We start from the raw sequence: 26,014 nt of genomic DNA on the forward strand, positions 1-26,014 counted from the left end.
GCACGAGCGAGGTCACCACCGTGGTCCTGAACCGACTGCTGCGGGCGGGTGAGACTCGGACGGTCAAGCGCCTCGGCAAGATCGCGGACTACGTCGACACCTTCGCCGACGAGATCGCCGAGCTCACCGACGCCGAGCTGCGGGCGAAGACCGACGAGTTCCGCGGGCGGTACGCCGACGGCGAGTCCCTCGACGACCTGCTGCCCGAGGCCTTCGCCGTCGTCCGCGAGGCCGCGTCCCGCACGCTGGGCCAGTTCCACTACCCGGTGCAGCTCATGGGCGGCGCCGCCCTCCACGAGGGCAACGTCGCCGAGATGCGCACCGGCGAGGGCAAGACCCTGGTCTCGACGCTGCCCGCGTACCTCAACGCGATCGCCCAGGAGGGCGTGCACGTCGTCACGGTCAACGACTACCTCGCCCAGCGCGACTCGCAGTGGATGGGTCGTGTGCACCGTTTCCTCGGTCTCGAGGTCGGCGCCATCTTCGCGGGCATGCCGGCCGCCGACCGGCGCGCGGCCTACGAGGCCGACATCACCTACGGCACCAACAACGAGTTCGGCTTCGACTTCCTGCGCGACAACATGGCCTGGTCGAAGGCCGAGTGCGTGCAGCGCGGGCACGCCTTCGCGATCGTCGACGAGGTCGACTCGATCCTCATCGACGAGGCCCGCACCCCACTGATCATCTCCGGTCCCGCGGAGCAGAGCGCCCGGTGGTACACCGAGTTCGCGCGGCTCGCCCCGAAGATGACCAAGGACGTCCACTACGAGGTGGACGAGCGCAAGAAGACCATCGGGGTCACCGAGGAGGGCGTGTCCTTCATCGAGGACCAGCTGGGCATCGACAACCTCTACGAGGCCGCCAACACCCCGCTCGTCGGGTACCTGAACAACGCGATCAAGGTCAAGGAGCTCTTCCTCCGCGACAAGGACTACATCGTCCGCGACGGCGAGGTCCTGATCGTCGACGAGTTCACCGGCCGTGTGCTCGTGGGCCGGCGCTACAACGAGGGTCTGCACCAGGCGATCGAGGCCAAGGAAGGCGTCGAGATCAAGCCGGAGAACCAGACCCTGGCGACGATCACGCTGCAGAACTACTTCCGCCAGTACGAGAAGCTCTGCGGGATGACCGGTACCGCCCAGACCGAGGCGGCGGAGCTCTCGAAGACCTACAAGCTCGGCGTGGTCACGATCCCGACCAACAAGCCGCCCCGGCGCGTCGACCAGGCGGACCTCGTGTACAAGACCGAGCCCGCCAAGTTCGAGGCCGTGGCCGACGACGTCGCCGAGCACTTCGAGCGCGGCCAGCCGGTGCTGATCGGCACCACCAGCGTCGAGCGCTCGGAGTACCTGGCGAAGCTGCTGACCTCGCGGGGCGTGGAGCACTCGGTGCTCAACGCCAAGTTCCACGAGCAGGAGGCGCAGATCATCGCCGAGGCCGGGCGGCGCGGCTCGGTCACCGTCGCGACGAACATGGCCGGCCGCGGCACCGACATCGTGCTCGGCGGCAACCCCGACTTCATCGCCGACCAGCGCCTGCGCGCGAAGGGGCTCGACCCCGTCGACACCCGCGAGGAGTACGAGGCGGCGTGGGACGAGACCCTCGCCGAGGTCAAGGACGAGGTGTCCCGCGAGGCCGTCGAGGTCAAGGAGGCCGGCGGGCTCTACGTCCTCGGCACCGAGCGCCACGAGTCGCGGCGCATCGACAACCAGCTCCGCGGCCGCTCCGGACGTCAGGGCGACCCGGGGGAGTCGCGCTTCTACCTGTCCCTGGGTGACGAGCTCATGCGGCGGTTCAACGGCGCCATGGTCGAGTCGATCATGACCCGGTTCAACCTGCCCGAGGACATGCCGATCGAGGCCAAGATGGTCTCCCGGGCCATCCGCAGCGCGCAGACCCAGGTCGAGCAGCAGAACTTCGAGGCCCGTAAGGACATCCTCGAGTACGACGAGGTCATGAACCAGCAGCGCACGGTGATCTACGCCGAGCGTCACCGGGTCCTCGAGGGCGAGAACCTGTCCGAGCAGGTCCAGAACATGATCGTCGACACCGTGACGGCCTACGTCGACGGCGCGACGTCCGAGGGCTACAGCGAGGACTGGGACCTCGAGAAGCTCTGGACGGGCCTGGGCCAGCTCTACCCCGTCGGGGTCCGCTGGCAGGACCTCGTCGAGGAGCAGGAGGACATCGACCGCGACATGCTGGTCGAGCTGCTCACCGAGGACGCGCTGGAGGCCTACGCCAAGCGCGAGGACGAGATCGACGCCATCGCGCCCCAGGGCGGGATGCGCGAGCTCGAGCGGCAGGTCGTCCTGTCGGTGCTCGACCGCAAGTGGCGCGAGCACCTCTACGAGATGGACTACCTCAAGCAGGGCATCGGCCTGCGGGCGATGGCCCAGCGCGATCCCAAGATCGAGTACAAGCGCGAGGGCTACGAGATGTTCACCTCCATGATGGAGGGCATCCGCGAGGAGTCCGTCGCGTTCCTGTTCAACCTGACCATCCAGGTCGAGGAGCAGGCCCCCGTCGACGCCGTGCCCGGCGCGAACCCGACGACGGACACCAGCGTCCAGGCGGCGATCACCCCGGACACGCCCGACCCGCGCACCAGCCAGACGCGCACCACGGCCGGCGCCGCCCCGCTGCCGGTCGACCCGCGGGTGGCCGGCGCGCCGACCAGCGCGATCCCGGTGCCGCCGCGCGGACCCGCCGCAGCCCAACCTCCCGCCGCGGCCCAGCCCCCGGCGGCGGCGCGGGGCGGGCGAGGCCGCCCGGGCCGTGGGCCCGCGCCGGAGTCGCAGCGTCCCGGCGGCGGCCAGCGCAACGGCCAGCGGGACGGCCGGCGCTCGGGGGCGCACGCCGCCCCGGAGACGGCCGGCCCGCCCACGGCCTCCGGCCCGGCGCTGTCGCAGCTGGGGCAGGAGTCGGTGCCCGAGGCCTTCCGGGGCGCGGGGCTCGGCGGTCATCGCCCGCAGCAGCTGGACTACATCGGGCCTGACGAGGACGGCCAGGCCTCGCGGCACGCCGCGGCGGACGCGGGCGGGGGCGCCGCCCGGGCCAACCCGCAGCAGGCCCGCCGCGCCGACACCCCGTCGCGCAACGCGCCCTGCCCCTGCGGCTCGGGCCGCAAGTACAAGCAGTGCCACGGGGCGCCGCCCCGGACCCCGGGGTAAGAGCCAGCCTCACCCGGGCCACAGCGCCACCGCGCGCCAGTGGCCCGGGTCGGCCGGGCCGTCGCCCGTGCGCTCCAGGCGCGCGGCGAGGGCCCGGACGCGCTCGGGGCCGTGCACGACGGCGACGACCTCGACCGCCCGCGGTCCGAGGGCGCACACGCGCAGGCCGCGCAGGCCGGCCCGGGGGCCGGGGCGCGCGCTCTCGGCTCCCCGCCGCGGACCCGCGGCCTTCCGCGTGGCCCGGACCAGGGTCGCGAGGGCCTCGGGGCCCAGGAGCGGGCCCAGGTCGCCGGGCGGCCGCCGGCCCGCCAGCACGTCGGCCACGGCCGTCAGCAGGCGCAGCGCGACGGGCCGCAGCGCCGCCGCGAGCCGGTCGAGCTCGTCCTGGGCCCGGCGCGTGCGGGCCCCGTCGTCCGGATCGACGGGCACCGTCGCCCGGGCCGGGGGCAGTACCTCGGCGAGCGGCCGGACCCGGGGCATCGGCACTGCGCCGACCCGGCGGGCCCGGGCGGGAACGGTGCAGGGGACGAGCGCGAGCGGCGTGACGGACACGGGTCCTCCCGGCATGGCGGAGCGCTGTCGCGGCGGCGGGGGAGGACCGGGTCGCGGGGTCGGCGGCCAGCCTAGGCACGCCGGTCGGAGAAGGGTGGCGGTTCCGTCAGGTCCGTCGGCGCGCGAGCTCGAAGCAGGCCACCGTGGCCGCACAGGCGGCGTTGAGCGACTCGACGCCCTCGGCGAGGGGGATCGTCAGTATCCCGTGCAGCTCGTCGCGCACGTCGTCGGTGAGCCCGTCGGTCTCGCCCCCGACGACCAGGGCGACCCGCTCGGGGAGCTCGGCCCTGAACAGGGACTCCCGTGCGGCGCCGTCCAGCCCGAACAGGACGAACCCCGCCTCGGCCAGCGCCGCGAGGCCGGTGGCGGCCGTCCGGGACCGCAGGACCGGGGCGTGGAAGGCGACCCCGGCCGAGGCCTTGATCACCAGGGGGTCGATGGCCGGCACGCCGCGGCGGGGGACCAGCACGCCCTCGAGGCCCGCGCCGGTGGCCGAGCGCAGGATCATCCCGACGTTCGCGGGGTTCGTCAGGCCGTCGAGCACCAGCACCCGTGCGGGTGCGGCCGGGTCCAGGTCGGCGAGGAAGTGCTCCACCGGACGCATCCGCGGCGCGACGACGTCGGCGAGCACGCCCTGGTCCTGGCGCCCGTTGCCGGCGAGCACCTTCACCCGCTGGGCCGTGGCGCGCTGCAGCACCAGCCCGCGGGCCCGGGCGGCCTCGGTGAACGTGCGCACCGCCTCGCGGTCGGCCCCCTCGGCGAGGACGACCTTGTCGACCGCCAGCGCCGGGTCGCGCAGCGCCTCGAGCACCGGCTTGCGCCCGTAGACCGTGACGAAGGTGTCCTTGGGGGAGACCGGGGGCCCGGCGTCCGACACAGGTGAGGGGGTCATCACCTCCAGCCTGGCAGAGCGCCCGACCCACGGCCGCCGGTCCGGCCCTGTGCGACGATCGCGCCCATGCCGGACCGCTTGTCGGCGCTGGACGCCTCGTTCCTCTACATGGATCAACCGACCACGCCGATGCACGTCGGGAGCGTGTCCCTCTTCCGGAAGCCGAAGTCCGGGTTCGACTACGACGGCCTCGTCGACCTCATCTCGAGCCGCATCGGCCTCGTGCCGCGCTACCGCCAGAAGATCCGCGAGGTGCCGGGCCGGATGGCGCGGCCGGTGTGGATCGACGACGTCGACTTCGACGTCACCTACCACGTCCGGCGCTCCGCGCTGCCGCCTCCCGGCACCGAGCGGGCGCTGTGCGACCTCGTCGCCCGGCTCATGTCGCGCCCGCTCGACCACACCCGTCCGCTGTGGGAGATGTACCTGGTCGACGGCCTGTCCGGGGGCCGGGTCGCGCTCGTGACCAAGACCCACCAGGCGATGGTCGACGGCGTCGCGTCGATCGACATCGGCCAGGTCGTGCTCGACGACACCGCCTCGGGGCGCTCGACCCCCGAGGACGTGTGGGTGGCGCGCAGCGAGCCGTCGTCGTGGCGGCTGATGTACGACGCGTTCAGCGAGAACGTCTCCCGTCCCGGCAACGCCGTCGAGGCCGCCCGCGACGCGGTGCGCGACGCCGCCGACACCGTCACCAAGGTGGCGGGCGTCGCCGGGGGCCTGTTCTCCGCGGTGCGTACCGCGGTGCGGCCGGCCCCGGTGAGCCCGCTCAACGTCCCGATCTCCACCCAGCGCCGGTTCGCGATGACCCGCACCGACCTCGAGGACTACCGCGCCGTGCGCCGCGCCCACGGCGGCACGATCAACGACGTGGTGCTCGCGGTCGTCTCCGGCGCCCTGCGGAACTGGCTGCTCACCCGCGGTGCGTCGGTGACGCCGACGACGACCATGCGGGCGATGGTGCCGCTGTCGGTGCGCGGGGACGCCGAGACGACGGGCTCGATCGCGGGCGCGGGCCTGCTGGGCAACCAGATCGCCTCGTACCTCGTCGACCTGCCCGTCGGGGAGCCCAACGCCGTGCTGCGCATGCACCACGTCGCCCACGCGATGCGCGAGCACAAGGAGTCCGGGCAGTCGGTGGGGGCGAACGCGCTGGTGCGCGTCGGGGGCTTCGCGCCGCCCACCCTGCACGCGCTCGGCGCCCGAGCGGCCAACGGCTTCGCGCGCCGGCTGTTCAACCTCGTCGTCTCCAACGTCCCGGGCCCGCAGCACGCGCTGTACGCGGCGGGGGCACGGATGCTCGAGATGTACCCCGTGGTGCCGCTGGCGAAGGGCCAGTCCCTCGCGGTGGGCCTGACCTCCTACGACGGCGGTGTCTTCTACGGCTTCAACGCCGACCGCGACTCGATGGCCGACGTCGACGAGCTCGGCCCGCTGGTGACGGAGGCGCTCGCCGAACTCGTCGCGACGGTCCCGCGGTGAGTCGGCCGTGAGCCTCGGCCTCGTCCTCGGCACGGGTGGTCAGCTCGGCTACGCCTGGATGGTCGCCGCCCTGACGACCTGGGAGCAGGCGACGGGCCGTGACGCCCGCGAGGCCGACGTGATGATCGGGACGTCGGCGGGCTCCGTGGTCGCCGCGGCGCTGGCCAGTGGGGTACCGGTGTCCGACATGCTCGGGCAGCTGCTCGACCCGCCCCCGCCGCGTCCGCGCCCGAAGAGCGCCCCGCCGTCGACGGCGCGCCGTGGCCTACCGCCGATGCCGCGGGTCGGGCCCGGCTCGTTGCGCCTGCTGGGCGAGATCGCCCGCCGCCCGCGGCGCTTCCCGCCGCTCGCCTTCGGGGCGGCGCTGCTGCCGACCGGCCGGGGCGACACCACCGGACTGCACCGCTGGGCCACGAAGTGGTCGAGCGAGACGTGGCCCGAGCACCCGCAGGTGCGGATCGTGGCGATGGACTACGACAGCGGGGCGCGCGTGCCCTTCGGCCGGGCCGGCGCACCACCGGCGTCGATGGCCGAGGCGGCGACGGCGTCGTGCGCGGTGCCGGGCTGGTTCTCGCCGGTGCGGATCGCGGGGCGCCGCTACGTGGACGGCGGGGTGTGCTCCGCGACGTCGGCGGACCTCCTGCTCGACGCCGACCTGCCCCGCGTCGACGAGGCCCTCGTGCTCGTGCCCCTGGCCCGGTCGGGCGAGACGACGCGGGTGTGGTCGGATCCCGTCGCGGCCACCGACGGGTGGCTGCGGGGGCTGATCGGCGGCCGCTCGACGCGCGAGATCGAGCGGCTCCGCGAGGCCGGCATCGCGGTGACCGAGCACGCCCCGGGCGCCGAGGACCGGGCCGTGACCGGCTGGAACGTCATGGACCCCCGCAAGCAGGCCGAGGTCGCGCAGGTGGCGCTGCGCACCACGGCGGCGCGGTGGGCCGGGGCGGACGACGACAGGGCAGGAGAACGGTGAGGATCTACGTACCGGCCACGGTGGCCGGTCTGCGGCGGCTGCTCGACACCGAGGCGCTCCAGCCCCTCTCGGGCACCGCGTTCGCCCTGACCCCACGGCTGCGGGAGTCCTACGCGGCGGGTGACGACGAGGAGCTCGAGTACGTCGCCATGTCCGAGGCCGCTCGCGCGTCCCTGCGCCTGCTCGCCGCCGAACTGGCCGACGACCCGGACGCGTCGCCCCGGCGCGCGGTCGTGAGCGCCGACGTCGAGGACGTGACCCTGCGTCCCGACCTCGACGACGCCGTCGTCCGCGTCGCCGGCCCGATCCCGATGGCGCGTCTCGCCGCCGTGCACCTCGACCTCGTCGAGGCCGCGGACGCCGTGCGCGCCGCGGCGGCCGTCGTCGACGCCGCGGATCTCGGCGACCCGGACGCCGAGTTCGTCCTCGGCGACGTCGAGGACCACGAGCTCGCCTGGTACGGCGTCCAGGAACTGCCGTTCGTGCTGGAGCTCCTGTAGGACCCCTCGCCGCCGGTCAGAGGTCGCGGGTCCAGGTGCCGAGGCGGCGCGCCACGGCGTAGAGCTCGTCGATCTCCCGGTCGTCGAGCGCGGCGGGCAGGGCGGTGACCAGCCGCGACAGGCTCGCGGGCGTGGTGACCAGCACGCCCGCCGGCAGCTCGCCGCCCGGCGCGGGGGTCACGGACGCGGCGTCGACGGCCAGCGCGGCGATGACGGGCGGCGCCGCCTCGGCGTCCCCACCCAGGGCGGCGCCGAGGAGCCGCCCGGCCCGCTCGGCCTGGGCGCGCGCCCGCGGCACGTGCCCGACGTCCTCGCCGTCGACGGTGAACCGGTCGCCGTCGACGCGCACCGCCTGCCCGGGGTGGCGCTCGACGGTCACGGTGACCACCCCGGGCGGGCCGATCAGCACGTGGTCGAGGTCGCCGTGCCCGGCGCCGGCGGGCACGGCGTGGAGCACGCGCCAGGGTGGGCGACGCCGGGTGAGCCGGGCCAGCACGTTCGGCTCGGTCAGCCACCGGAGGGCCTCGGCGAGCAGGACCTCGGGAGGGACGGCGACCGGATCGGGCGGGGCCGGGTCGGGAGGAGCCGCCTCGTCAGGCTCAGCCTCGTCAGACGCAGCCTCGGCGGGAGGCGTCTCGTCCCGATGGGCGGGCAGCCACCGGGCGAGCTCGGCCATCCCGGGCCGCGGGGCGTACCAGCGCTTGGCCCGCCAGTCCCACAGCGCGCCGGCGGCCTTGGCGTCGTCCTTCTCGCCGAACGGCACGTCCAGCCACGGCTGCTGCTCGTGCACCATGACGACCCCCACCGTGACGACCCCTGCCCGGGAGGATGGCAGGTCGCCCCGACGCCCGGGGCGCGCTCAGCGGTCGGGCTGTGCGGGCATCCCCTTGCGCCACGCCGAGTAGGACTGGAGGCGACCGGCGCGCGGGCGGAAGAGCCAGGGCCACGGGTGCACCACCGCGGGCTCGACCTCGGCGGCCCGGCGGCGGAACCCCGGCACGGGCGCGAAGGTCACCGCGAGACGACGCCCGGCGAGCTCGTCGGCGACCCGGCCCCGCCGGATCTCGACGGGACGCCGGGTGGCGAGGTCGGCCAGGGTCTCGACGAGGAACACCAGCCGCTTGCCCGAGAGCATCAGCCTGCTCAGCAGCGGCTCGTCGAAGCAGAACACCGCCGGGACGTCGGGGTGGGCCACCAGCGCCCGGTCGGCGTCCCCGAGCGACTCGCCGGTGAGCCACACGGCGTCGACCTCGGACTCCGCGCCGGCGGACTCCGGGCCGGCGGACTCCGGGCCGGCGGACTCCGGCCCGGCCGTCACCGCCGGGTCCGGGTCGCCGCGCAGCAGGTCCGAGACCGCGACCCGGGACGTCCGCTGGTCGGCGGGCCACGACGCCACCGGGCAGGCGTCGCGCAGGGCGCACTCACGGCACAGCGCCGGCGCCCGCTTCTGCACCTGCCAGCGGGAGAACGCGTAGGCCTTGCCGTTGCCGGCGCCGACGGTCCACTGCCAGTTGAGGCGGTTGGCGGCGCGGGAGCCGTCCAGGAGGTGGGTGAAGAACTCCTCCTCACCGTCGCGCCACCGCGCGCCGGCCCGCACGGTCCACTGGCTGGCCAGCCACATCCGCGTCTGGTTGACCAGCCAGCCGTCGGCGTGCAGCTCGCCCACCGTCGCGTCCATGCACCGCATGTCCCGGGGCCACGGCTCGTCCCACACCTCGGGCGGCTGCGGCGGCCGGGCGCGCAGCTCCTCGCGCAGCGCCGGCCCGCCGTCGCGCCCGAAGCGGGCGTAGATATGGCGGGTGAACTCCTGCCAGGCCAGCTCGTCGCGGTACTTCCGGCGGTCGTTCGACGGCGCGTCCGCGACGTGGTCCCAGAGCGTGGGCAGGTCCACGAGGTTGTAGCGGACGTAGGGCGACATCCGCGACGCGCCGCGGCGCTCCGGGGGCCACACCTGGTTGCGGGTCCCGGCGTAGCCCGTGACGTCGAGCGCGGCCAGGGCGGCGTCCGCCGCGGTCTGCCCGCCCCGGATGGTCACCGAGGCCGCCGGGGTGTCGCACGTGAGGTCGGCGAGGTGCTCGCGGACGAACCGCACCGCGGCGTCGGGCCCGGGACCGGGAACGGGGAGCTGCACCGGCCGGGCGTACCCGCTCATCAGCGATAGTGCGCGTCGTGGAAGCCGATATCGCGCACCTCCTCGACGCCGCCCGCACCGACGGCCGCCGCCGGGTCCTCGGCATCGTCGGCGGCCCCGGCGCGGGCAAGTCGACGCTCGCCGCGTCGCTGGCCGGCCCCGAGGTCGCCGTGGTGGGGATGGACGGGTGGCACCTGGCGAACTCGGTGCTCGACCGCCTGGGCCGCCGCGACCGCAAGGGCGCCCCGGACACCTTCGACGCCGCGGGCTACGTCGCGTTCCTCGATCGCGTGCGCTCCCGCGCGGCGACGGTGTGGGCGCCCGAGTTCCGGCGCGAGGTCGAGGAGCCGATCGCGGGCGCCCTCGAGGTCCCGCCGGAGGCGCTGGTCGTCGTCACCGAGGGCAACTACCTGCTGCTCGACGAGCCCCCGTGGGACGGCATCCGCGCGTTGCTGGACGAGGCCTGGTTCGTCGCCCCCGACGAGGACGTCCGCCGCGACCGGCTGATCGCCCGCCACGAGCGGCACGGCCGCAGCCACGCCGAGGCGGTGGCCCGCGCGGACGGTAGCGACGGCGCCAACGCCCGGGTGATCGCCGCGACGGCGTACCGCGCCGACGTCGTGCTCAGCGGGTGACGCTCACCCTCCGGTCTCCCACGCCGGGGTCCGCAGCGCGGTGAGCACCCGGCGCAGGGCGTCGAGGCGCCCGGGGCCGAGGCGACCCGCGGCGACCTCGGTGTCGAGCGCGCACTCCGGGTCCGACGGCGGACCCAGGTGCGCGCAGCCGCGCGGGCACTCCTCGATCGCCGCCGCGAGGTCGCCGAACGCCGCCACCACGTCGTCGGGGGCGATGTGCGCGAGCCCGAAGGACCGGATGCCCGGGGTGTCGACCACCCAGCCGGAGTGGTCGGGCAGCGGCAGGGCCACGGCCGACGTGGACGTGTGCCGCCCCTTGCCGACGCCCGAGACGACGCCGACGGCGCGGTCGGCGTCCGGGACGAGGGTGTTGACCAGCGTCGACTTGCCGACCCCGGAGTGCCCGATCAGCGCCGACACCCGCCCGGTGACCACCTCGCGCAGCTCCTCGGGATCGCGGTCGGACCGCGTCACCACCACCGGCAGGTCGAGCTCGGCGTAGTTGGCGGCGAACTCCGCCGGGTCCGCGAGGTCGGACTTCGTCAGACACAGCACCGGCTCGAGCCCGCCGGCGTAGGCCGCGACGAGGGCCCGGTCGACGAAGCCGGTGCGGGGGACCGGGTCGGCCAGCGCGGTGACGACCACCAGGTGCGACGCGTTGGCGACGACGACCCGCTCGTAGGGGTCGGTGTCGTCCGCGGTGCGGCGCAGGACGCTGCTGCGCTCGGCGACGCGGACGATGCGCGCGAGGGCGTCGTCGCCCCCGGACACGTCGCCGACGAGGTCGACGCGGTCGCCGACGACCACCGGCGTCCGCCCCAGCTCCCGGGCCCGCATCGCCACGACGCGCCGGGACGGGTCGTCGTCGGGCGCGCAGGTCCAGCGCCCGCGGTCGACGGCGACGACCATCGCCGCCTCGGCGTCGGCGTGGTCGGGGCGTCGCTTCGAGCGCGGGCGGGTGCCGCGTCCCGGGCGGACGCGGACGTCGGACTCGTCGAGGCGCGACGTCTCCCCGCGCCCGCCGCCCCGCGCCCCGCTCGGTGACATGGGCGGCTCAGGACCCGGCGCCGACGAGCAGCGGCCAGTCGGCGGCGAAGTCGGGCAGGGTCTTGGTGGTGGCCGCGACGTCGTCCACGCGCACGCCGTCGACCACCAGCCCGACGATCGCGCCGGCGGTGGCCATCCGGTGGTCGGCGTAGGCGCGCCACGGCCGGGTGGGCGCCGACAGCGGCGCCGGGGCGATCTCCAGCCCGTCCGCGGTCTCGGTCACCCGGGCGCCCACGGTGCCCAGCTCCGCGGCGAGCGCGGCCAGGCGGTCGGTCTCGTGGCCGCGGATGTGGCCCACGCCCCGCAGCCGCGACGTCGCCCCGTCCCGGGCGGCGATCGCGGCCAGGGCCGCGACGGTGGGGGTGAGCTCGCTGACCTCGGTGAGGTCGACGTCCACACCCCGGAGCCGGCCGGGCCCGCGGACGGTGAGCCCCGCGGCGCCGAGCTCGACGTGGGCGCCGAAGGCCTCGAGCACGCGGAGCACGGTCCCGCCGGGCTGCAGGTCGGTGTCCGGCCAGCCGGCCACCGTCACCTCGCCGCCGGTGGCGACGGCCGCGGCCAGGTAGACCGCGGCGCCCGAGAGGTCGGGCTCGACGTCGAGGGCGGCCGGCGCCGTCACGGGGCCCGGCGCGACGTGCCAGCGCGCGACGCCCTCCTCGACGGAGACGCCGGCGTCGCGCAGCATCGCCACGGTCATCGCCACGTGGGGCAGCGACGGCACCCCGCGCTCGCCGGCGTGGACGACCGTGACGCCGCGGCTGTAGCGGGCGCCGGAGAGCAGCAGCCCGGAGACGAACTGGCTGGAGGCCGACGCGTCGACGGTGACCTCGCCCCCGGCCGGCTGCGGGCCACCGGTGACGGTCAGCGGCAGGGACTCGCCCTCGACCCCGACGCCGAGCCCGCGCAGGCCGGCGACGATGCCGCCCATGGGCCGCTCGCGGGCCCGGGGGTCGCCGTCGAGCACGACGGGCCCGTCGGCCAGCGCGGCGAGCGGCGGGACGAACCGCATGACGGTGCCGGCCAGCCCGCAGTCGACGTGTCCGCCGTGGAAGGTGCCGGGGGCGGTGACGGCCAGGTCGACGGTGCCGGTGCGGCCCTCGCCGAGGGTGACGGTGGCGCCCAGCGCCTCGAGCGCGCCGGCCATGAGCGTGGTGTCGCGCGAGCGGGCGGCCCCGCGGACGTGGCGGGTGACGCCGTCGGTGCCCAGCGCGGCGAGGACCAGCGCCCGGTTGGTGACCGACTTCGACCCCGGCACCGACACCGTCCCGCGCACGGGCCCGCCCGCGGTCGGGGCGGGCCAGGGCTCGAGCACGTCGGTCATGACGCCATCCTCCCGCGCCGGAGCGACACCGGGGGAGCGGACCCACGGGTGATCGTCGGCGGGGTGTCGGGGCCCGGTGCCAGGATGGAGGCATGTGCGGCCGCTACAGCCAGGCGAAGGACCCGGCGACCCTCGCCGAGGAGTTCGACGCCGTCGACGCCACCGAGGGCGCGTGGCCCGGTCCCGAGCACAACGTCGCGCCCACCACCACGGTGCTCGCCGTCGTCGACCGGCACCCGCGCGACGACGCCGGGAAGGCCGACCCCCAGCGGCTCGAGCGCAGCCTGCGCGCCATGCGCTGGGGGCTGGTGCCCGGCTGGGCGGACGACCCCAAGGTCGGCAGCCGGATGATCAACGCGCGGTCCGACTCGCTGACCAGCAAGCCCGCGTTCCGCCGCGCGGCCAAGGGGCGCCGCTGCCTGCTCCCGGCCGACGGCTGGTTCGAGTGGCAGCGCGACGGCCCCGGCGGGCGCAAGGTCCCGTACTTCATCACGCTGCCCGGCGGGCGCTCGATCGCGTTCGCGGGCCTGTGGGAGACGTGGCGGCCGAAGGACGCGCCGAAGGGGACGTCGCCGCTGATCAGCACGACGGTCGTCACCATCGACGCCGCGGGCCCGCTCACCGAGATCCACCACCGGATGCCGCTCGTGCTCCCGGCCGAGCGCTGGAAGGCCTGGCTCGACCCGGACAACGACGACCCCACCGACCTCCTCGAGCCGCCCCCGCCCGAGCTGCTGACGTCGTTCGAGCTGCGCCAGGTGTCCACCAAGGTCAACAACGTCAAGAACCACGGGCCGGAGCTGCTCGAGGAGAGGCACGACGAGCCCGAGCAGGTGGGCCTCGACCTGGACCTCGAGGCCGACGTCCCGGCCACGCAGTGATCACGGTCGAGACCCCGCACGGTCCCGCCCAGGTCCACCTCGACGGGCCCGACGCCGGCCCGCGTGCCCTGCTGGTGCTCGGCCACGGCGCCGGGGGCGGTGTCGAGGCGCCCGACCTGCTCGGCGCCCGCTCGGCGGCCCTGGACGCGGGCCTGGCGGTCGCCCGCGTCCTCCAGCCCTACCGCGTCGCCGGGCGCAAGGCCCCCGCGCCGGCCGCCCAGCTCGACGAGGCCTGGGCCGCGGTCGTCGCGCACCTGGGCACGGCCTTCCCGGAGGTCCCCCAGGTGCACGGCGGGCGGTCCTCCGGCGCCCGGGTGGCCTGCCGGGGGGCGACGACGCTGGGGGCCGTCGCCGTCCTCGCGCTGGCGTTCCCCCTGCTCGCACCGCCCCGCCGCGACGGCTCCCGCGCCGACCGGGGGCCCGAGATCGACGCCGTCACGGTGCCGGTGCTCGCGGTCTCCGGCGAGCGCGACCGCTTCGGGATCCCCGGGCCCACGGCCACCCGCGAGGTCGTCGTGCTCGCCGGCGACCACTCGCTCAAGGCCCGCGGGCCGGTCGCCGCGGCGGTGGCGCCGTGGCTGGCGCGCGTGCTCCCTCAGCCCGCCCCCGCGCCGGCCACCGCCCGCAGGTAGCGCTCGCCGGTCGTGCGCAGCTGGGCCACGAGCTCGGGCGGGCCGTCGACGTGGAAGTCCGTGTCGAGCATCCCGATGTAGGCGGACACGGTCGCGACGCTGTCCGCGCCGGTCACGAGCACGCAGCTGCGCCCGTCGCGCGGCTCGACGACGCCGACCGCGGGGTTGATGTGCGCGAGCACCTCCGCGGCCGGGGCGTGGACCACGATCCGCGCGTGCACCGACCACCCGGACGCCGCGACCTCGCGGAGCACCAGGTCGGTGAGGTCCTCGGGCGGCTCGACGGGCGTGAAGAGCCCGCCCCCTGGCGTGCGCAGCTCCAGGCCGTCGGCGCGCAGCACCGTCCAGCGGTCGTCCCGGGGGTCGCGCACCACCACGTACCAGCGGCGCTGCCAGCTCACGAGGCGGTAGGGCTCGAGGAGCCGGGTGGGTCCCTCGGCATCCCCGCCGACCCGCAGCGACGTCCGGTCGCGGATCGCCTCGGCGAGCGTGCGCAGCAGCGCCGGGTCGACCTCGGGGTCGGGCGCGTCGGACCCGGTGTTCTCCGGTCCGTGGTCGGTGGCCTCGGTGAGGGCGGCGAGGGTGCGGCGCAGGCGGTGCGGCAGGACACGGTCGAGCTTGGCGAGCGCGCGGTCGCCGGCCTCCCGGGTGCCGGCGAGCCCGGTGCCGGCGCGCAGCCCGAGGGCGATCGCCACGGCCTCGTCGTCGTCGAGCAGCAGCGGGGGCAGGGAGGCCCCGATCCCGAGCCGGTAGCGCCCGGTCCGGCCCGTCTCCGCATCGACGGGGTAGCCGAGCTCGCGCAGCCGCGCGACGTCGTTGCGGATCGTCCGGGTGCTCACCCCGAGGCGGGCGGCGAGCTCCGGTCCCGGCCAGTCGGGGCGGGACTGCAGCAGCGAGAGGAGGGCCAGCATCCGGGCCGAGGTGTCGCGCACGAGGTGAATCCTGCCGGTGAACGAGGAACGAAACGTGCCTGGTTGGTTTCTATCGTTCTCCCATGAGCAGCGACACCAGCAGCAGCACCGTCATCGGCCGCTTCACCATCGAGGTCCCGCAGGCCGAGCTGGACGACCTCGCCGACCGGCTGGCCCGCACCCGCCTGCCGCGCCCGGCCCCGGGGGACGACTGGGACTACGGCACGCCGAACCACTACCTCGCCGCGATGGTCGAGCGGTGGCGCACGACGTTCGACTGGCGCGCCCAGGAGAAGCGGATGAACGCCGTGCCGAACTTCCTGACAGAGATCGACGGCCAGACCGTCCACTTCGTCCACGTGCCGTCGGCCGAGGCGGACGCGACGCCGCTGCTCCTGCTGCACACCTACCCGGGCTCGTTCGCCGAGTTCCTGGACATGATCGGCCCGCTCACCGACCCCGTCGCCCACGGCGGACGGGCGGAGGACGCGTTCTCGGTGGTCGTGCCGTCGATGCCGGGCTTCGGGTTCTCGACGCCGGTGGCGGACCGCGGCTGGACGATGGCCCGGGTCGCGCGCACCTACGACACCCTCATGCGCCGGCTCGGCTACGAGTCCTACGGCGCCCACGGCAGCGACGGCGGCGCGATGGTCGCCCGCGAGCTCGGCCTGCTCGACCCGCCCGGGTTCCTCGGTCTGCACGTCCTGCACCTGTTCAGCTTCCCGTCGGGCGACCCGAGCGAGTTCGAGCGTCTCGAGCCGTCGGACTACGCCGGGCTGGAGCACATGCAGTGGTTCCGGTCGGTGGGCGGCTACAACCAGATGAACGGTTCGCGCCCGCAGACGGTGGCCGTCGGGCTCGCCGACTCCCCGGTCGGCCAGCTCGCCTACAACGAGCTGTTCAACTCCTTCGGCAACGGGACGAGCCTGGTCAGCGAGGAGCAGATCCTCACCCAGGTCTCGCTCTACTGGCTCACCAACACCATGGCGACGGCCGCGCGCTACCACTTCGAGGAGGCGCACTCGGGCGTCGAGCCGCGGGTCAGCGCCGCGCGGACCGGCGTGCAGGTGTTCGCCGACGACTTCCAGACGATCAAGGTGTTCGCCGAGCGCGACAACACCAACATCGTGCACTGGAGCCGCCACGAGCAGGGCGGGCACTTCGCGGCGCTCGAGCTGCCGGAGGTCGTCGCCGCCGACCTGCGGGTGTTCTTCGGCCCGGTGGACGAGAGCTAGGGAGCCGCGATCTCGGCCAGCTCGGCGCCGGTGGCGGTGACGAGGTCGTCGGGGGCCAGCTCCATCTGCAGCCCCCGACGGCCGGCCGAGCAGAACACCGTCCCGTGCTCGGCCACCGAGAGGTCGATCACGACGTCGAGCGGCTGGCGCCCGCCCAGCGGGGCGATGCCGCCGACCACGTAGCCGGTGAGGCGCTGGGCCACCGCGGGGTCGGCCATCACGGCCCGCTTGCCCCCGCACGCCGCCGCGAGCGCCTTGAGGTCGAGCGTCCCGGCGACCGGCACCATGGCCAGCACCGGGCGGCCGTCGACCTCGGCGACCAGCGTCTTGAGCACCCGCCGCGGGTCGAGGCCGAGGGCGTCGGCGGCCTCCGTGCCGTAGGCGGTCCTGCCCGGCGCGGTGTAGGGGTGCGTCGTGTACCGGATGTCCGCATCGTCGAGCGCCACCAGGGCCGGGGTCGCCGCCGCCGCTCGTCGCGCCACGACCGGCGAGCGTAGCGACGCCCACCCCGCGACCGGCGGGAATCCCGCACCCCGGAACCGCGTTGACGGGGACATGCCAGCAGTGATGACGATGACGGAGGCCGGCACGGCCCCCGTGGCGCCGTTCCCCGGCGTGACGTCGTCCGCGGAGTGGGATGTCCGGGACCTGACGCGGGTAGTCTCCGCGGGATCCGTAGACGTTCCGACCGCGCCCCCGGCGCGGTCCGAAGGGAGCCCCGTGGCCGACGCGGCGAGGGCTGTGCCTGACCAGACCCCCGGCGACACCAGTAGTGACCAGCGGCGACCCGAAGCGGTCGACGTGGCCACCGAGACACCCGAGGAGCGTGCCGCGCGTTTCGAGCGCGACGCGATGCCCCTGGTGGACCAGCTCTACGCGGCGGCCCTGCGGATGACCCGCAACCCGGCCGACGCCGAGGACCTGGTGCAGGAGACGGTGCTCAAGGCGTACTCCTCGTTCGCCTCGTTCACCCCCGGCACCAACCTCAAGGCCTGGATGTACCGCATCCTGACCAACTCCTACATCAACACCTACCGCAAGCGGCAGCGTCAGCCCCAGCAGTCGCCGACGGACGAGATCAGCGACTGGCAGCTCGCCCAGGCGGGCGAGCACACCTCGCTCGGTCTCCCGTCGGCCGAGGTCGAGGCGATGGAGAACCTGCCGGACACCGACATCCGCGACGCGCTGCAGGCGCTGCCGGACGACTTCCGGATGGCGGTGTACCTCGCCGACGTCGAGGGCTTCGCGTACAAGGAGATCGCCGAGATCATGGGCACCCCGATCGGCACCGTGATGTCGCGGCTGCACCGCGGCCGCAAGCAGCTCCGCGACGCGCTCACCGACACGGCCCGGGACCGCGGCTTCCTGCGGGACGCCGACGGCGCGCGGGTCACGTCCGGAGAGGGGGCGGCACGATGAGCTGCGGCGAGCCCCACGAGACCGACTGCTCCGAGGTGCTGGCCGAGGTCTGGCTGCTGCTCGACCACGAGTGCGACGCCGACCGCGACGCCCAGCTCCGACGCCATCTCGACGAGTGCGGGCCGTGCCTGGCGCGGTACGGGCTCGAGGAGAAGGTCAAGAGGCTGCTGGGCCGCAGCTGCGGCGGCGAGCACGCGCCGGCGGAGCTGCACCAGCGGCTGCGCGAGCAGATCCGTGCCACGGTGCTCGAGCAGGCCGAGGTCACCGTCGAGCGCGGGCCCGGCGGCACGGTCGTCGAGGTCAACCAGACGCGCGTCGAGTCCTGGCGCAGCTAGACGTCCCCGCAGCGGGACACACCGCACGACGCACGAGGGCTCGTCCGCGCTTCGCGGACGGGCCCTCGTGCGTGTAGCGGGCAGGCGCTCAGGAGTTGGGGCGCTTGCCGTGGTTGCTGGCCTTCTTCTTGCGGTCCCGCTTCTGGCGCGCGCGCTTCGACATGCGTCCATCGTCGCACGTGGGGAGACCGCGACCGGCGCGGTGGTTGGATGATCGGCATGCAGGGCAGCGGGAACCGCGGGCGGCCGGTCTCGACGCTCTCGAACCTCCTGGCGGCCCACACGGACCTGCCCGGGACGTCCGTGGCCCATCTGCAGCGCATCGTCGCCGAGTGGCAGCTGCTCGCCGACCTGTCGTTCGCGGACTTCCTGCTGTGGGTGCCCGTGACGGGCCCGCAGGGGACGAGGCGGTTCCTCTGCATGGCGCAGAGCCGCCCGACGACGACGGCGACCGCCCACCCCGAGGACATGGTGGACAGCGCGCCCGCCGAGAGCCTGGTCCCGCAGCTGCAGCGGGCGATGGAGGACACCGCCCTGCGCCGCGAGGACCAGCCGCGGTGGCACCGCGGGCGGTCGGTGCGCCGCGAGGTGGTGCCGGTGCGCGCTCCGCAGACGCGGGAGGACTCCGGTCGGGGTGAGGTGATCGCCGTCCTGGGCCGCGACACCAACCTCGCCGCCCCCCGGGTGCCGAGCACCCTGGAGATCACCTACCTCGCGGTGGCGGCGGACCTGCTGCAGATGGTCGCCGACGGCACGTTCCCGACGGCGCAGAGCAAGGACGAGGGCCGCTCGACGCCGCGGGTGGGCGACGGGCTGGTGCGCATCAGCTCGACGGGACGGGTGCTCTACGCCAGCCCGAACGCCGCGTCGGCCTTCCACCGGCTCGGGTGGAGCGACGAGCTGGTCGGCGCGGACCTGGCGGGGGTGGTGCGCGAGGTCGCCGACGACGCCTTCGAGGGCACCGAGGCGGCCGAGCACGTGCGGGGCGCGCTGGCGGGCACCCCGTCGCAGCGCGCCGAGCTGGAGGGCCACGGGGCGTCCGCGGTACTGCGGGCCCTACCGCTGCACCCGCGTGGGGTGCCGTCCGGCGCGGTCGTCCTGGCCCGCGACGTCACCGACGTCCGCCGCCGCGACCGTGCCCTGCTCAGCAAGGACGCCACGATCCGCGAGATCCACCACCGCGTGAAGAACAATCTCCAGACCGTCGCCGCCCTCCTGCGGCTCCAGGCCCGCCGCACGCCGCACGCCGAGGCCCAGGAGGCCCTCACGGAGTCGGTGCGTCGGGTGGCGTCGATCGCGCTGGTGCACGAGGCGCTGGCGGCGTCCGTCGACGAGCGGGTCGACATCGACGACGTCCTCGACCGCGTGCTGCCGATGATGAACGACCTCGCCCGCCCCGGTGCCCGCGTGGCCATGAGCCGGGCCGGCGAGGTCGGCGTGCTGCCGGCGGTGATGGCGACGCCGCTGGTCATGGTGCTCACCGAGCTCGTCGCCAACGCCCTCGAGCACGGGTTCGCCGAGCGGTCCTCGGGATCCGTCGTCATCACGGCGACGCGGACCGCCGCGGTGCTGGAGGTGGAGGTCGCCGACGACGGCCGAGGCCTGCCGGAGACGTTCTCGCTGGAGCGGGCCACGGGCCTGGGGCTGCAGATCGTGCGCACGCTCGTCGACTCCGAGCTGGCCGGGGCCCTGAGCATCCGGCCCGCCGAGGACGGCGGCACCCGGGCGGTCCTCAAGGTGCCGCTGCAGCACCGGGGGCGCTAGAGGGGCCCGGGAAAGTCTTCAGAAAGGCCCGCAGCAGCACGAAGGCCCCGGACCCGTCCGTGGGACGGGGCCGGGGCCCTCGTGGGTCTCGGTCGTGGTCGGCCGCCTGGGGAGCGAGCGCCCGGCCACGACGCCGAGGTGTGCCGCCGATCAGGCGGTGTGCACCTCGGGCCGGATGCCGTGACGCTTCAGCGCACGGCGCTCGTCCTCGCTCGCTCCGCCCCAGACACCCGCGTCCTGACCGGACTCCAGCGCCCACGTGAGGCACTCGGTCATCGCGGGGCAACGCCGGCAGACGCTTTTCGCGCGGGCGATCTGAGAGAGAGCGGGGCCACTCGTGCCGACGGGGAAGAACAGTTCCGGGTCCTCGTCGCGGCAAGCAGCGTCGTTCCGCCAGTCCATCGTTCTGAGCTCCTCGGTGGGCGCGCCTCGGGGTGCGCGCCGGTCGTGGTCGTCATCGTCTCGACCTCGTCGTAGGCCCCGTGTAGGGCCCGCGACCTGTCAGGAGAGACTGAGGACGTCAACTCCCGTTCGAACTGTGACGTCGGTGCCACGGACGAATGCGGTGTCGCCGTCCCCTGCCTCGTGCCCGTCGCTCGCACATTCACGAACGTCGGACCCTCCGGTCCGAGTGCACGTCCCTCTCGGGTCGTGCGCCCTTCCCGGTATTCGCGGGGGATGCGACTCAATCTGCAGGACGTGACCAGGGAGATCGAGTGGCAAGCGGCTCGACGGGCGAACTCGGTCGGTGAGTGGAATAGCGCGGACCGTCATGAGCGCCGGGCTGCGACGAGCGACGATTCAGGCACGACGAACCGTCCACCCGTGTGAGCGAGCGCGACGAGCGGTCAGCAGGACGGCTCGATTCAGAAGGCCACCGGTCGCGATGGGATCTCACACGGAGTTCACATCGCGCTCGTCGGCGGCCTCAGACGACCACGCGCAGGGCGTCCGGGACGGCCACGAACTCGACGTCGCTGCGTTCTCCGAGGTGGTCGCCGTCGACCTGGAGGTTGACGGGCTCGTCGCTCGTGACGCGGATCGCGGGCACGTCGTCGCGGCGCAGCACCGAGGGCAGCCCGGCGGCCCCGTCGCGGCGCAGGACCTGCCGGACGAGCCGCAGGACGGTCGGCAGCCCCAGGGAGTGCAGGGCGAAGAGCCCGAGGCCGCTGTCGAACGAGCAGCCGGGGTTGGTGCGCACCGGGCGGGCCCCGAGGTAGGTCCACGGGTCGGTGTTCGACACGAGCGCCAGGCGGATCCCGCCGACCGGCTCCTCGCCCTCGACCTCGACGGTGAGGTCCGGTGGGTCGACCCGGGCCCGCGACCAGCGGCGGATCGAGGTGGCCACGTAGCGCGTCGGCGTGGCGTCGTGGCCCCGTCCGCGGGCGCGCTCCATCGAGGCGATGACGTCGGCGTCCCAGCCGAGACCGGCGTTGAAGCTGAACCACCGCTCGTCGGCGCGCCCGAGCCCCACGCTGCGCGAGCGGCCCTCGGCGATCGCGCCGAGCAGGGTGTGGGTGGCCTCGAGCGGCTCGCGGGGGACGCCCAGGGCCCGGGCGAAGACGTTCGCCGACCCGCCGGGCACCACGCCGAGCGCGGGCACGTGCTCGCCGGGCCCGTCCGCGAGCAGCCCGTTGAGGGCCTCGTTGACCGTCCCGTCGCCGCCGAGCACGACGACCAGGTCGACGGCCTCGGCTCGCGCCCGGGCGGCGAGCTCCGCGGCGTGGCCCCGGTACCGGGTCACGACGACGTCGAGCTTGATCTCGCTCGCGAGCGCGTGCGCGATGACGTCCTGACCGGCCGCCGTCGTCGTGGTGGCCGAGGGATTGGCCACGAGCAGCGCACGCACGGCCCTCACCGTAGACCGGGTGTCCCGTCCGTCCGGGGGGGCCGGGTCTCCGATGTCGCCGATGTCTCCACCGAGCGGTGGACCGCCGACGTCGCCGCCTAGGCTGATCCCGTGACGACGCCACGCCCTGTGCGCCTCGCAGCACTCGGAGTGCTCACCGAGGGTGTCGTCGCGCTCGTCGTGGCGGCGCTGATGGTGGCCGCGGGCCTGACCTTCTCGGTCTGGGGCTTCCTGGTGCTGCTCGGGGTGGGCATCACGGTGGCCGGCGTCGCGTTGCTGCGCGGTGCGCGCGGAGCCCGCGGCCCGTCGATCGTCGTCCAGCTGCTCACCCTCGGCTGCGCCTTCTACGCCGCGGTGCCCTCGGGCCGCCCGGACTGGGGCGTGCCGGTGCTCCTGCTGGCCGCCGCCGTGCTGGCCGCGCTGATCTCGCGGCCGGCCCGGGAGTGGGCCGGTACCTAGTACCGGTCCGCCGGCGGCGGCGGCGGCTCGACGAGGCCGCCGGGGGCGTTGAGCAGGTCGATGCGCGGCACGCCGCGCTCGTGGCCCAGCACCGTCACCGACGCGGCGTCGAACGCGAAGCCGACCCCGGCCGCCGGCTCCAGCCCGAGGTAGCGGGCGATGAGCACGCGCCCGGCGTGGCCGTGCCCGATGAGGACGACGTCGCGGTCGGTGAGCTCGCGCTCCGCGTCGGCGAGGACGCGGTCGAGCCGGGCGGCCACCTCGGCGCCGGTCTCGCCGCCGGGGCTCGGGTGGGTCCACACCGTCCAGCCCGGCACCTCCTCGCGGATCTCCGGGGTCGTGCGGCCCTCGTAGGCCCCGTAGTCCCACTCGACGAGGTCCTCGCGCACGGCGTCGGGCTCGAGGCCGGCCAGGCGGGCCGTGTCCATCGCCCGCTGACGGGGGCTCGTCCAGACGACCGGCGGCGGCGCGTCGAGCCCGCGCAGCGTGACCAGCAGCCGACCGGCGGTCCGGGCCGCGTCGCGACCCCGCTCGGTCAGGGGCAGGTCGGTGCGGCTGGTGTGCCGTCCGTCGCGGGACCACTCGGTCTCGCCGTGACGCAGCGCGAAGATGCGTCCCGCCGGGCTCGCGCTCACCGCAGGCTCCTGGTCATCCGTGACTCCTACCCGCCCGGGGAGACGACGACGCGCCCGCCCCGCACGTGCGGGACGGGCGCGTCGTCGTGAACGGGCGCTTGCGAGGCCGGACTCAGCCCTTCTTGGTCTCCCAGAAGATGTCCGAGATCTCGGCGATGTAGTCGAGCACCTGCTGCCCGGTCTGCGGGTCCATGGACGACTTGGCGCCGTCCGCCCCGCCACCGGCGGCCTTGGTGGCCTTGTTGAACAGCTCGTGGAGCTGCGGGTACTTCTCGAAGTGCGGCGGCTTGAAGTAGTCCGTCCAGAGCACCCAGAGGTGGTGCTTGACGAGGTCCGCCCGCTCCTCCTTGATCAGGATCGCGCGCGTCCGGAAGGCCGGGTCCTCGTTGCTCTGGTACTTCTCCTGGATCGCCTTGACCGACTCGGCCTCGATCCGGGCCTGAGCCGGGTCGTAGACGCCGCAGGGGAGGTCGCAGTGCGCGGTGGCCTCCAGGCGCGGACGGAGGACGCTGGAGAGCAGTCCCATCTCGCCTCCCTCTTCCTCATGGGGAATGGTGATCGTTCCGACGACAGTCAACGTACCCCCGTGACCGGGCCCCGACACGTGGAGCGCCGCCGGTGAGGACACCCCGCGAGCTGCTGATCACGCTGGTGGGACGGCGTCCGCGCCGGGTGCTCGTCCGCGGGCCGTCGATGGCACCCACGCTGCGCGACGGCGACGTGGTGCTCGCGCTGCCCGGGACGCGGGTGCGGCCGGGCGACGTCGCCCTCGTGCGCTGGTCCTCGCGGCCGGGCCAGCTCTCGGTCAAGCGGGCGGCGCTGGAGGACGCCGACGGCTGGTTCGCCGTCGGCGACGCCCCGGGGTCCTCGACCGACTCGCGCACCCTGGGGCCCGCGGAGGTGCTCGGTCCGGTGCGCTGGCGGCTCTGGCCGCACCCGGGGCGGGTGCGGCCGCGGTAGGGGCCAGGAGGCGGCTCAGGGGGCCAGCAGGGCCCTGTGGCGCTCCCGGCACGCCGCCCAGGTGGGCAGCATCCCCGCCGCGCGCGCCTCCTCGAGACCGGGGGCCGCGGCGTCCTTGTCCGACAGGACGAGCTCGTGGCGCGGGATCCACCGCTCCCAGGGCAGGCCGAGCGCGGGGTCGAGCGGCGAGATGCCGTGCTCGGCGGCCGGCTCGTACTCCCGGGAACAGAGGTACGTCGTCACCGTGCCCTCGTCGAGGGCGAGGAAGGCGTGCCCGAGGCCCTCGGCGAGGTAGACCGCCTGCAGCGTCGCGCCGTCGAGGCGCACCGCGTCCCACGCCCCGAAGGTGGGGGAGCCGGTGCGGACGTCGACGACGACGTCGAGCACGGCGCCCGCGCTGCACTGCACGTACTTGGCCTGGCCGGGCGGCACGTCGGCGTAGTGGACCCCGCGCAGCACGCCGCGCCGGGATACGCTCGTGTTCGCCTGCGCAACATGCAGGGGGTGCCCCACCGTGTCGGCGAACACCCCGGCCTGGAAGGGCGCCGCGAACGCGCCCCGCGCGTCCGGGAACACCGGCGGGCTGAACAGCCACGCGCCGGGCACACCGAGCTCCCGCGCCTCCACGGACGCCGACCCTAACCTCGGCAGCGCCACGTCCCGGCGCGTGCAGCCCGCACCGACCCGGCGCGACATCGATCCGCCGCGACATCGATCTTGGCCATGTGCCGCGACCCCCGACCCCGCTTGGAGCCCCCGTGAGCGACCCCGTGAATGAGGCTGCCGACAGGACCCCGTCCCTCGACGGCCGCGACATCACCGAGGAGGAGGTCTTCACCGCCCACGAGGGCGGCAAGCTCTCCGTCGCGCCCACCGTGGGCCTCGCCGGACGGCGCGACCTCGCGATCGCCTACACCCCCGGGGTGGCCAAGGTGTGCCGCGCCATCGCCGACGACAAGGCCCTCACCGCCCGCTACACGTGGACCCACCGCCTCGTGGCCGTCGTGTCCGACGGCACCGCCGTCCTCGGCCTGGGCGACATCGGCCCGCGCGCGTCGCTGCCGGTGATGGAGGGCAAGTCCGCGCTGTTCAAGGCGTTCGCCGACCTCGACTCGATCCCGCTGGTGCTCGAGACCACCGACGTCGACGAGATCGTCGACACGATCGTCCACCTGCGTCCGAGCTTCGGGGCGGTCAACCTCGAGGACATCGCCGCCCCGCGCTGCTTCGAGATCGAGCGCCGGCTGATCGAGGCGCTCGACTGCCCGGTGATGCACGACGACCAGCACGGCACGGCGATCGTGGTGCTCGCCGCCCTGCGCAACGCCGCCCGCGTCCTCGACCGCGACCTCGCCGGGCTCAAGGTCGTCGTCAGCGGGGCCGGGGCCTCCGGGGTCGCCTGCGCGAAGATCCTGCTGTCGGCCGGGGCGCACGACGTCGTCGTGCTCGACTCCCGCGGCGTCATCCACGCGGGTCGTGACGGCATGAACGTCGAGAAGATGGCCCTCGCCGAGATCACGAATCCCCGCGGCGTGCGCGGCGACCTCGCCGCCGCCGTCGACGGGGCCGACGTCTTCCTGGGCCTGTCGGGCTCGACGGTCCCCGAGTCGGTGATCGCGTCGATGGCCGAGGGCGGCGTCGTCCTCGCGCTGTCCAACCCCGACCCGGAGATCGACCCCGCCGTCGCCCGGAAGCACGCCGCGGTCGTCGCCACCGGGCGCAGCGACTACCCGAACCAGATCAACAACGTGCTCGCCTTCCCCGGCGTGTTCGCCGGGGCGCTCGACGCGGCCGCCCGGCGCATCACCGAGGCGATGAAGCTCGCGGCCGCCGAGGCCATCGCGGACATCGCGGCCGGCGACGACGAGTTCGGTCCCGACCACATCGTGCCCAGCGCGCTCGACCCGCGGGTCGCGCCCGCCGTCGCCGAGGCGGTGGCCCGGGCCGCCGCCGAGGAGGGGGTCGTGCGCCGGCACGTCGCCGAGGTCGCCGTCGACGGACACCACTGACCCGCCTGCTCCACCCCGGAAATCCGGTTGGGCATCACGGGATTGCCGTCCACGAGAAGTGGGTACGAACCCGTGCGGTCCTGCGCGCCCGGATGCCGTGTCGCCCGCCCGGAGCAGGGATCGTCCACGTTCGGCGGTGGCACGTCGTTCGTGGCCGGGAACGAACCGTTCGTAGCGGCAAGATCGCACCGACCGTGAGGTGTCGAGCCGCACGTGGGT

General features: G+C 74.9%; 28 protein-coding genes. 14 read left to right on the plus strand and 14 right to left on the minus strand.

Going from position 1 to position 26,014, the window contains the following annotated elements:
* Positions 1–20: 20 nt before the first annotated feature.
* Complete coding sequence (secA, locus tag PH191_RS02625) at positions 21–3,173, plus strand: preprotein translocase subunit SecA (RefSeq protein ID WP_274193069.1); 3,153 nt, start codon at positions 21–23, stop codon at positions 3,171–3,173.
* A 9-nt stretch (positions 3,174–3,182) separates the two neighbouring features.
* Here secA and PH191_RS02630 read toward each other — a convergent pair whose 3' ends face one another.
* Together PH191_RS02630 and PH191_RS02635 are read right to left on the minus strand one after the other, a co-directional pair.
* Positions 3,183–3,725, minus strand: coding sequence for an Rv3235 family protein (locus tag PH191_RS02630; RefSeq protein ID WP_274193070.1), 543 nt, complete (start codon positions 3,723–3,725; stop codon positions 3,183–3,185).
* 106 nt (positions 3,726–3,831) lie between these two features.
* Entirely contained in the window at positions 3,832–4,617 is a 786-nt protein-coding gene (locus tag PH191_RS02635) for a TrmH family RNA methyltransferase (RefSeq protein ID WP_274193071.1), read from the minus strand.
* Positions 4,618–4,683: 66 nt separating this feature from the next.
* On the opposite strand from PH191_RS02635, the gene PH191_RS02640 reads away from it, so the two are divergent.
* From PH191_RS02640 to PH191_RS02650, 3 genes are read left to right on the plus strand one after another with little or no spacing between them, the layout of a single operon-like run.
* Positions 4,684–6,099 carry a WS/DGAT/MGAT family O-acyltransferase gene (locus PH191_RS02640; protein ID WP_274193072.1) on the plus strand — a complete coding sequence of 472 codons (1,416 nt, stop codon included), beginning with the start codon at positions 4,684–4,686 and terminating at the stop codon, positions 6,097–6,099.
* A 7-nt stretch (positions 6,100–6,106) separates the two neighbouring features.
* Positions 6,107–7,072: a patatin-like phospholipase family protein gene (locus tag PH191_RS02645; protein ID WP_274193073.1), complete on the plus strand. Its 966-nt coding sequence runs from the start codon at positions 6,107–6,109 to the stop codon at positions 7,070–7,072.
* Positions 7,069–7,572, plus strand: coding sequence for a DUF6912 family protein (locus tag PH191_RS02650; protein WP_274193074.1), 504 nt, complete (start codon positions 7,069–7,071; stop codon positions 7,570–7,572). Before PH191_RS02645 ends, PH191_RS02650 begins: the two co-directional genes overlap by 4 nt.
* A 16-nt stretch (positions 7,573–7,588) precedes the next feature.
* Here the strand turns inward: PH191_RS02650 and PH191_RS02655 are convergent, their stop codons facing one another.
* Together PH191_RS02655 and PH191_RS02660 are read right to left on the minus strand one after the other, a co-directional pair.
* Complete coding sequence (locus PH191_RS02655) at positions 7,589–8,377, minus strand: DUF5710 domain-containing protein (RefSeq protein ID WP_274193075.1); 789 nt, start codon at positions 8,375–8,377, stop codon at positions 7,589–7,591.
* A 54-nt stretch (positions 8,378–8,431) separates the two neighbouring features.
* Positions 8,432–9,724 (minus strand): FAD-binding domain-containing protein, encoded by a 1,293-nt coding sequence (locus PH191_RS02660; RefSeq protein WP_274193076.1) that lies wholly within the window; start codon positions 9,722–9,724, stop codon positions 8,432–8,434.
* A 17-nt stretch (positions 9,725–9,741) separates the two neighbouring features.
* On the opposite strand from PH191_RS02660, the gene PH191_RS02665 reads away from it, so the two are divergent.
* Positions 9,742–10,338 carry a nucleoside/nucleotide kinase family protein gene (locus tag PH191_RS02665; protein WP_274193077.1) on the plus strand — a complete coding sequence of 199 codons (597 nt, stop codon included), beginning with the start codon at positions 9,742–9,744 and terminating at the stop codon, positions 10,336–10,338.
* A gap of 3 nt (positions 10,339–10,341) precedes the next feature.
* Here PH191_RS02665 and rsgA read toward each other — a convergent pair whose 3' ends face one another.
* Both rsgA and aroA read right to left on the minus strand, forming a co-directional pair.
* Positions 10,342–11,385 (minus strand): ribosome small subunit-dependent GTPase A, encoded by a 1,044-nt coding sequence (gene rsgA, locus PH191_RS02670; protein ID WP_274193078.1) that lies wholly within the window; start codon positions 11,383–11,385, stop codon positions 10,342–10,344.
* 7 nt (positions 11,386–11,392) lie between these two features.
* Positions 11,393–12,706 carry a 3-phosphoshikimate 1-carboxyvinyltransferase gene (aroA, locus tag PH191_RS02675; RefSeq protein ID WP_420791739.1) on the minus strand — a complete coding sequence of 438 codons (1,314 nt, stop codon included), beginning with the start codon at positions 12,704–12,706 and terminating at the stop codon, positions 11,393–11,395.
* A 92-nt stretch (positions 12,707–12,798) separates the two neighbouring features.
* On the opposite strand from aroA, the gene PH191_RS02680 reads away from it, so the two are divergent.
* Entirely contained in the window at positions 12,799–13,587 is a 789-nt protein-coding gene (locus PH191_RS02680; RefSeq protein WP_274193079.1) for an SOS response-associated peptidase, read from the plus strand.
* Complete coding sequence (locus tag PH191_RS02685; RefSeq protein ID WP_274193080.1) at positions 13,584–14,219, plus strand: alpha/beta hydrolase family protein; 636 nt, start codon at positions 13,584–13,586, stop codon at positions 14,217–14,219. The genes PH191_RS02680 and PH191_RS02685 overlap by 4 nt, the downstream gene beginning before the upstream one ends.
* Here PH191_RS02685 and PH191_RS02690 read toward each other — a convergent pair.
* A complete protein-coding gene (locus PH191_RS02690; protein WP_274193081.1) occupies positions 14,183–15,151 on the minus strand; it encodes a helix-turn-helix transcriptional regulator in 969 nt (322 codons plus the stop codon). The genes PH191_RS02685 and PH191_RS02690 overlap by 37 nt on opposite strands.
* A gap of 62 nt (positions 15,152–15,213) precedes the next feature.
* On the opposite strand from PH191_RS02690, the gene PH191_RS02695 reads away from it, so the two are divergent.
* Positions 15,214–16,365 (plus strand): epoxide hydrolase family protein, encoded by a 1,152-nt coding sequence (locus tag PH191_RS02695; protein ID WP_274193082.1) that lies wholly within the window; start codon positions 15,214–15,216, stop codon positions 16,363–16,365.
* On the opposite strand, the gene ybaK is transcribed toward PH191_RS02695, so the two are convergent.
* Positions 16,362–16,847 (minus strand): Cys-tRNA(Pro) deacylase, encoded by a 486-nt coding sequence (ybaK, locus tag PH191_RS02700; RefSeq protein WP_274193083.1) that lies wholly within the window; start codon positions 16,845–16,847, stop codon positions 16,362–16,364. The genes PH191_RS02695 and ybaK overlap by 4 nt on opposite strands.
* Positions 16,848–17,166: 319 nt before the next feature.
* Here ybaK and PH191_RS02705 point away from each other — a divergent pair, with 319 nt between their 5' ends.
* Positions 17,167–17,784 carry a sigma-70 family RNA polymerase sigma factor gene (locus tag PH191_RS02705; protein WP_274193084.1) on the plus strand — a complete coding sequence of 206 codons (618 nt, stop codon included), beginning with the start codon at positions 17,167–17,169 and terminating at the stop codon, positions 17,782–17,784.
* Positions 17,781–18,119 carry a mycothiol system anti-sigma-R factor gene (rsrA, locus tag PH191_RS02710; RefSeq protein ID WP_274193085.1) on the plus strand — a complete coding sequence of 113 codons (339 nt, stop codon included), beginning with the start codon at positions 17,781–17,783 and terminating at the stop codon, positions 18,117–18,119. The genes PH191_RS02705 and rsrA overlap by 4 nt, the downstream gene beginning before the upstream one ends.
* 88 nt (positions 18,120–18,207) lie before the next feature.
* Here the strand turns inward: rsrA and PH191_RS30035 are convergent, their stop codons facing one another.
* Positions 18,208–18,282 carry a 50S ribosomal protein bL37 gene (locus PH191_RS30035; RefSeq protein ID WP_378034828.1) on the minus strand — a complete coding sequence of 25 codons (75 nt, stop codon included), beginning with the start codon at positions 18,280–18,282 and terminating at the stop codon, positions 18,208–18,210.
* A 47-nt stretch (positions 18,283–18,329) separates the two neighbouring features.
* Between PH191_RS30035 and PH191_RS02715 the strand changes: the two genes are divergently transcribed.
* Positions 18,330–19,883, plus strand: coding sequence for a sensor histidine kinase (locus PH191_RS02715; protein WP_274193086.1), 1,554 nt, complete (start codon positions 18,330–18,332; stop codon positions 19,881–19,883).
* A gap of 150 nt (positions 19,884–20,033) precedes the next feature.
* Here PH191_RS02715 and PH191_RS02720 read toward each other — a convergent pair whose 3' ends face one another.
* Together PH191_RS02720 and PH191_RS02725 are read right to left on the minus strand one after the other, a co-directional pair.
* Entirely contained in the window at positions 20,034–20,285 is a 252-nt protein-coding gene (locus PH191_RS02720) for a WhiB family transcriptional regulator (protein WP_274191547.1), read from the minus strand.
* A 526-nt stretch (positions 20,286–20,811) separates the two neighbouring features.
* Positions 20,812–21,732 (minus strand): diacylglycerol/lipid kinase family protein, encoded by a 921-nt coding sequence (locus PH191_RS02725; protein WP_274193087.1) that lies wholly within the window; start codon positions 21,730–21,732, stop codon positions 20,812–20,814.
* 111 nt (positions 21,733–21,843) lie between these two features.
* On the opposite strand from PH191_RS02725, the gene PH191_RS02730 reads away from it, so the two are divergent.
* Positions 21,844–22,191, plus strand: a complete 348-nt coding sequence (locus PH191_RS02730; RefSeq protein WP_274193088.1) for a hypothetical protein — start codon at positions 21,844–21,846, stop codon at positions 22,189–22,191.
* Here PH191_RS02730 and PH191_RS02735 read toward each other — a convergent pair.
* Both PH191_RS02735 and sodN read right to left on the minus strand, forming a co-directional pair.
* Positions 22,188–22,826 (minus strand): histidine phosphatase family protein, encoded by a 639-nt coding sequence (locus PH191_RS02735; RefSeq protein ID WP_274193089.1) that lies wholly within the window; start codon positions 22,824–22,826, stop codon positions 22,188–22,190. The two genes, PH191_RS02730 and PH191_RS02735, sit on opposite strands and share 4 nt — an antisense overlap.
* A 112-nt stretch (positions 22,827–22,938) precedes the next feature.
* Entirely contained in the window at positions 22,939–23,352 is a 414-nt protein-coding gene (gene sodN, locus PH191_RS02740) for a superoxide dismutase, Ni (protein WP_274193090.1), read from the minus strand.
* 92 nt (positions 23,353–23,444) lie between these two features.
* Between sodN and PH191_RS02745 the strand changes: the two genes are divergently transcribed.
* The gene (locus PH191_RS02745) at positions 23,445–23,786 is read left to right on the plus strand and encodes a S24 family peptidase (protein ID WP_274193091.1); all 342 of its coding nucleotides are present in this window, start codon (positions 23,445–23,447) and stop codon (positions 23,784–23,786) included.
* Positions 23,787–23,801: 15 nt separating this feature from the next.
* On the opposite strand, the gene PH191_RS02750 is transcribed toward PH191_RS02745, so the two are convergent.
* Positions 23,802–24,413, minus strand: coding sequence for a dTDP-4-dehydrorhamnose 3,5-epimerase family protein (locus PH191_RS02750; RefSeq protein ID WP_274193092.1), 612 nt, complete (start codon positions 24,411–24,413; stop codon positions 23,802–23,804).
* A gap of 131 nt (positions 24,414–24,544) precedes the next feature.
* On the opposite strand from PH191_RS02750, the gene PH191_RS02755 reads away from it, so the two are divergent.
* Positions 24,545–25,795: an NAD(P)-dependent malic enzyme gene (locus PH191_RS02755; RefSeq protein ID WP_274193093.1), complete on the plus strand. Its 1,251-nt coding sequence runs from the start codon at positions 24,545–24,547 to the stop codon at positions 25,793–25,795.
* The last annotated feature ends 219 nt before the right edge of the window (positions 25,796–26,014 follow it).

The sequence above is a fragment of the Actinomycetospora callitridis genome (assembly GCF_028737265.1).
Classification (GTDB): Bacteria; Actinomycetota; Actinomycetes; order Mycobacteriales; family Pseudonocardiaceae; genus Actinomycetospora; species Actinomycetospora callitridis.

What these genes read in the sequence shown, in the direction of transcription:
- rsgA (WP_274193078.1), bottom strand. Translation starts at nt 11,385, where the DNA reads ATGTCACCGAGCGGGGCGCGGGGCGGCGGGCGCGGGGAGACGTCGCGC.
- aroA (WP_420791739.1), bottom strand. Translation starts at nt 12,706, where the DNA reads ATGACCGACGTGCTCGAGCCCTGGCCCGCCCCGACCGCGGGCGGGCCC.
- PH191_RS02720 (WP_274191547.1), bottom strand. Translation starts at nt 20,285, where the DNA reads ATGGACTGGCGGAACGACGCTGCTTGCCGCGACGAGGACCCGGAACTG.
- PH191_RS02680 (WP_274193079.1), top strand. Translation starts at nt 12,799, where the DNA reads ATGTGCGGCCGCTACAGCCAGGCGAAGGACCCGGCGACCCTCGCCGAG.
- PH191_RS02715 (WP_274193086.1), top strand. Translation starts at nt 18,330, where the DNA reads ATGATCGGCATGCAGGGCAGCGGGAACCGCGGGCGGCCGGTCTCGACG.
- sodN (WP_274193090.1), bottom strand. Translation starts at nt 23,352, where the DNA reads ATGGGACTGCTCTCCAGCGTCCTCCGTCCGCGCCTGGAGGCCACCGCG.
- PH191_RS02660 (WP_274193076.1), bottom strand. Translation starts at nt 9,724, where the DNA reads ATGAGCGGGTACGCCCGGCCGGTGCAGCTCCCCGTTCCCGGTCCCGGG.
- PH191_RS02635 (WP_274193071.1), bottom strand. Translation starts at nt 4,617, where the DNA reads ATGACCCCCTCACCTGTGTCGGACGCCGGGCCCCCGGTCTCCCCCAAG.
- rsrA (WP_274193085.1), top strand. Translation starts at nt 17,781, where the DNA reads ATGAGCTGCGGCGAGCCCCACGAGACCGACTGCTCCGAGGTGCTGGCC.
- PH191_RS02640 (WP_274193072.1), top strand. Translation starts at nt 4,684, where the DNA reads ATGCCGGACCGCTTGTCGGCGCTGGACGCCTCGTTCCTCTACATGGAT.
- PH191_RS02695 (WP_274193082.1), top strand. Translation starts at nt 15,214, where the DNA reads ATGAGCAGCGACACCAGCAGCAGCACCGTCATCGGCCGCTTCACCATC.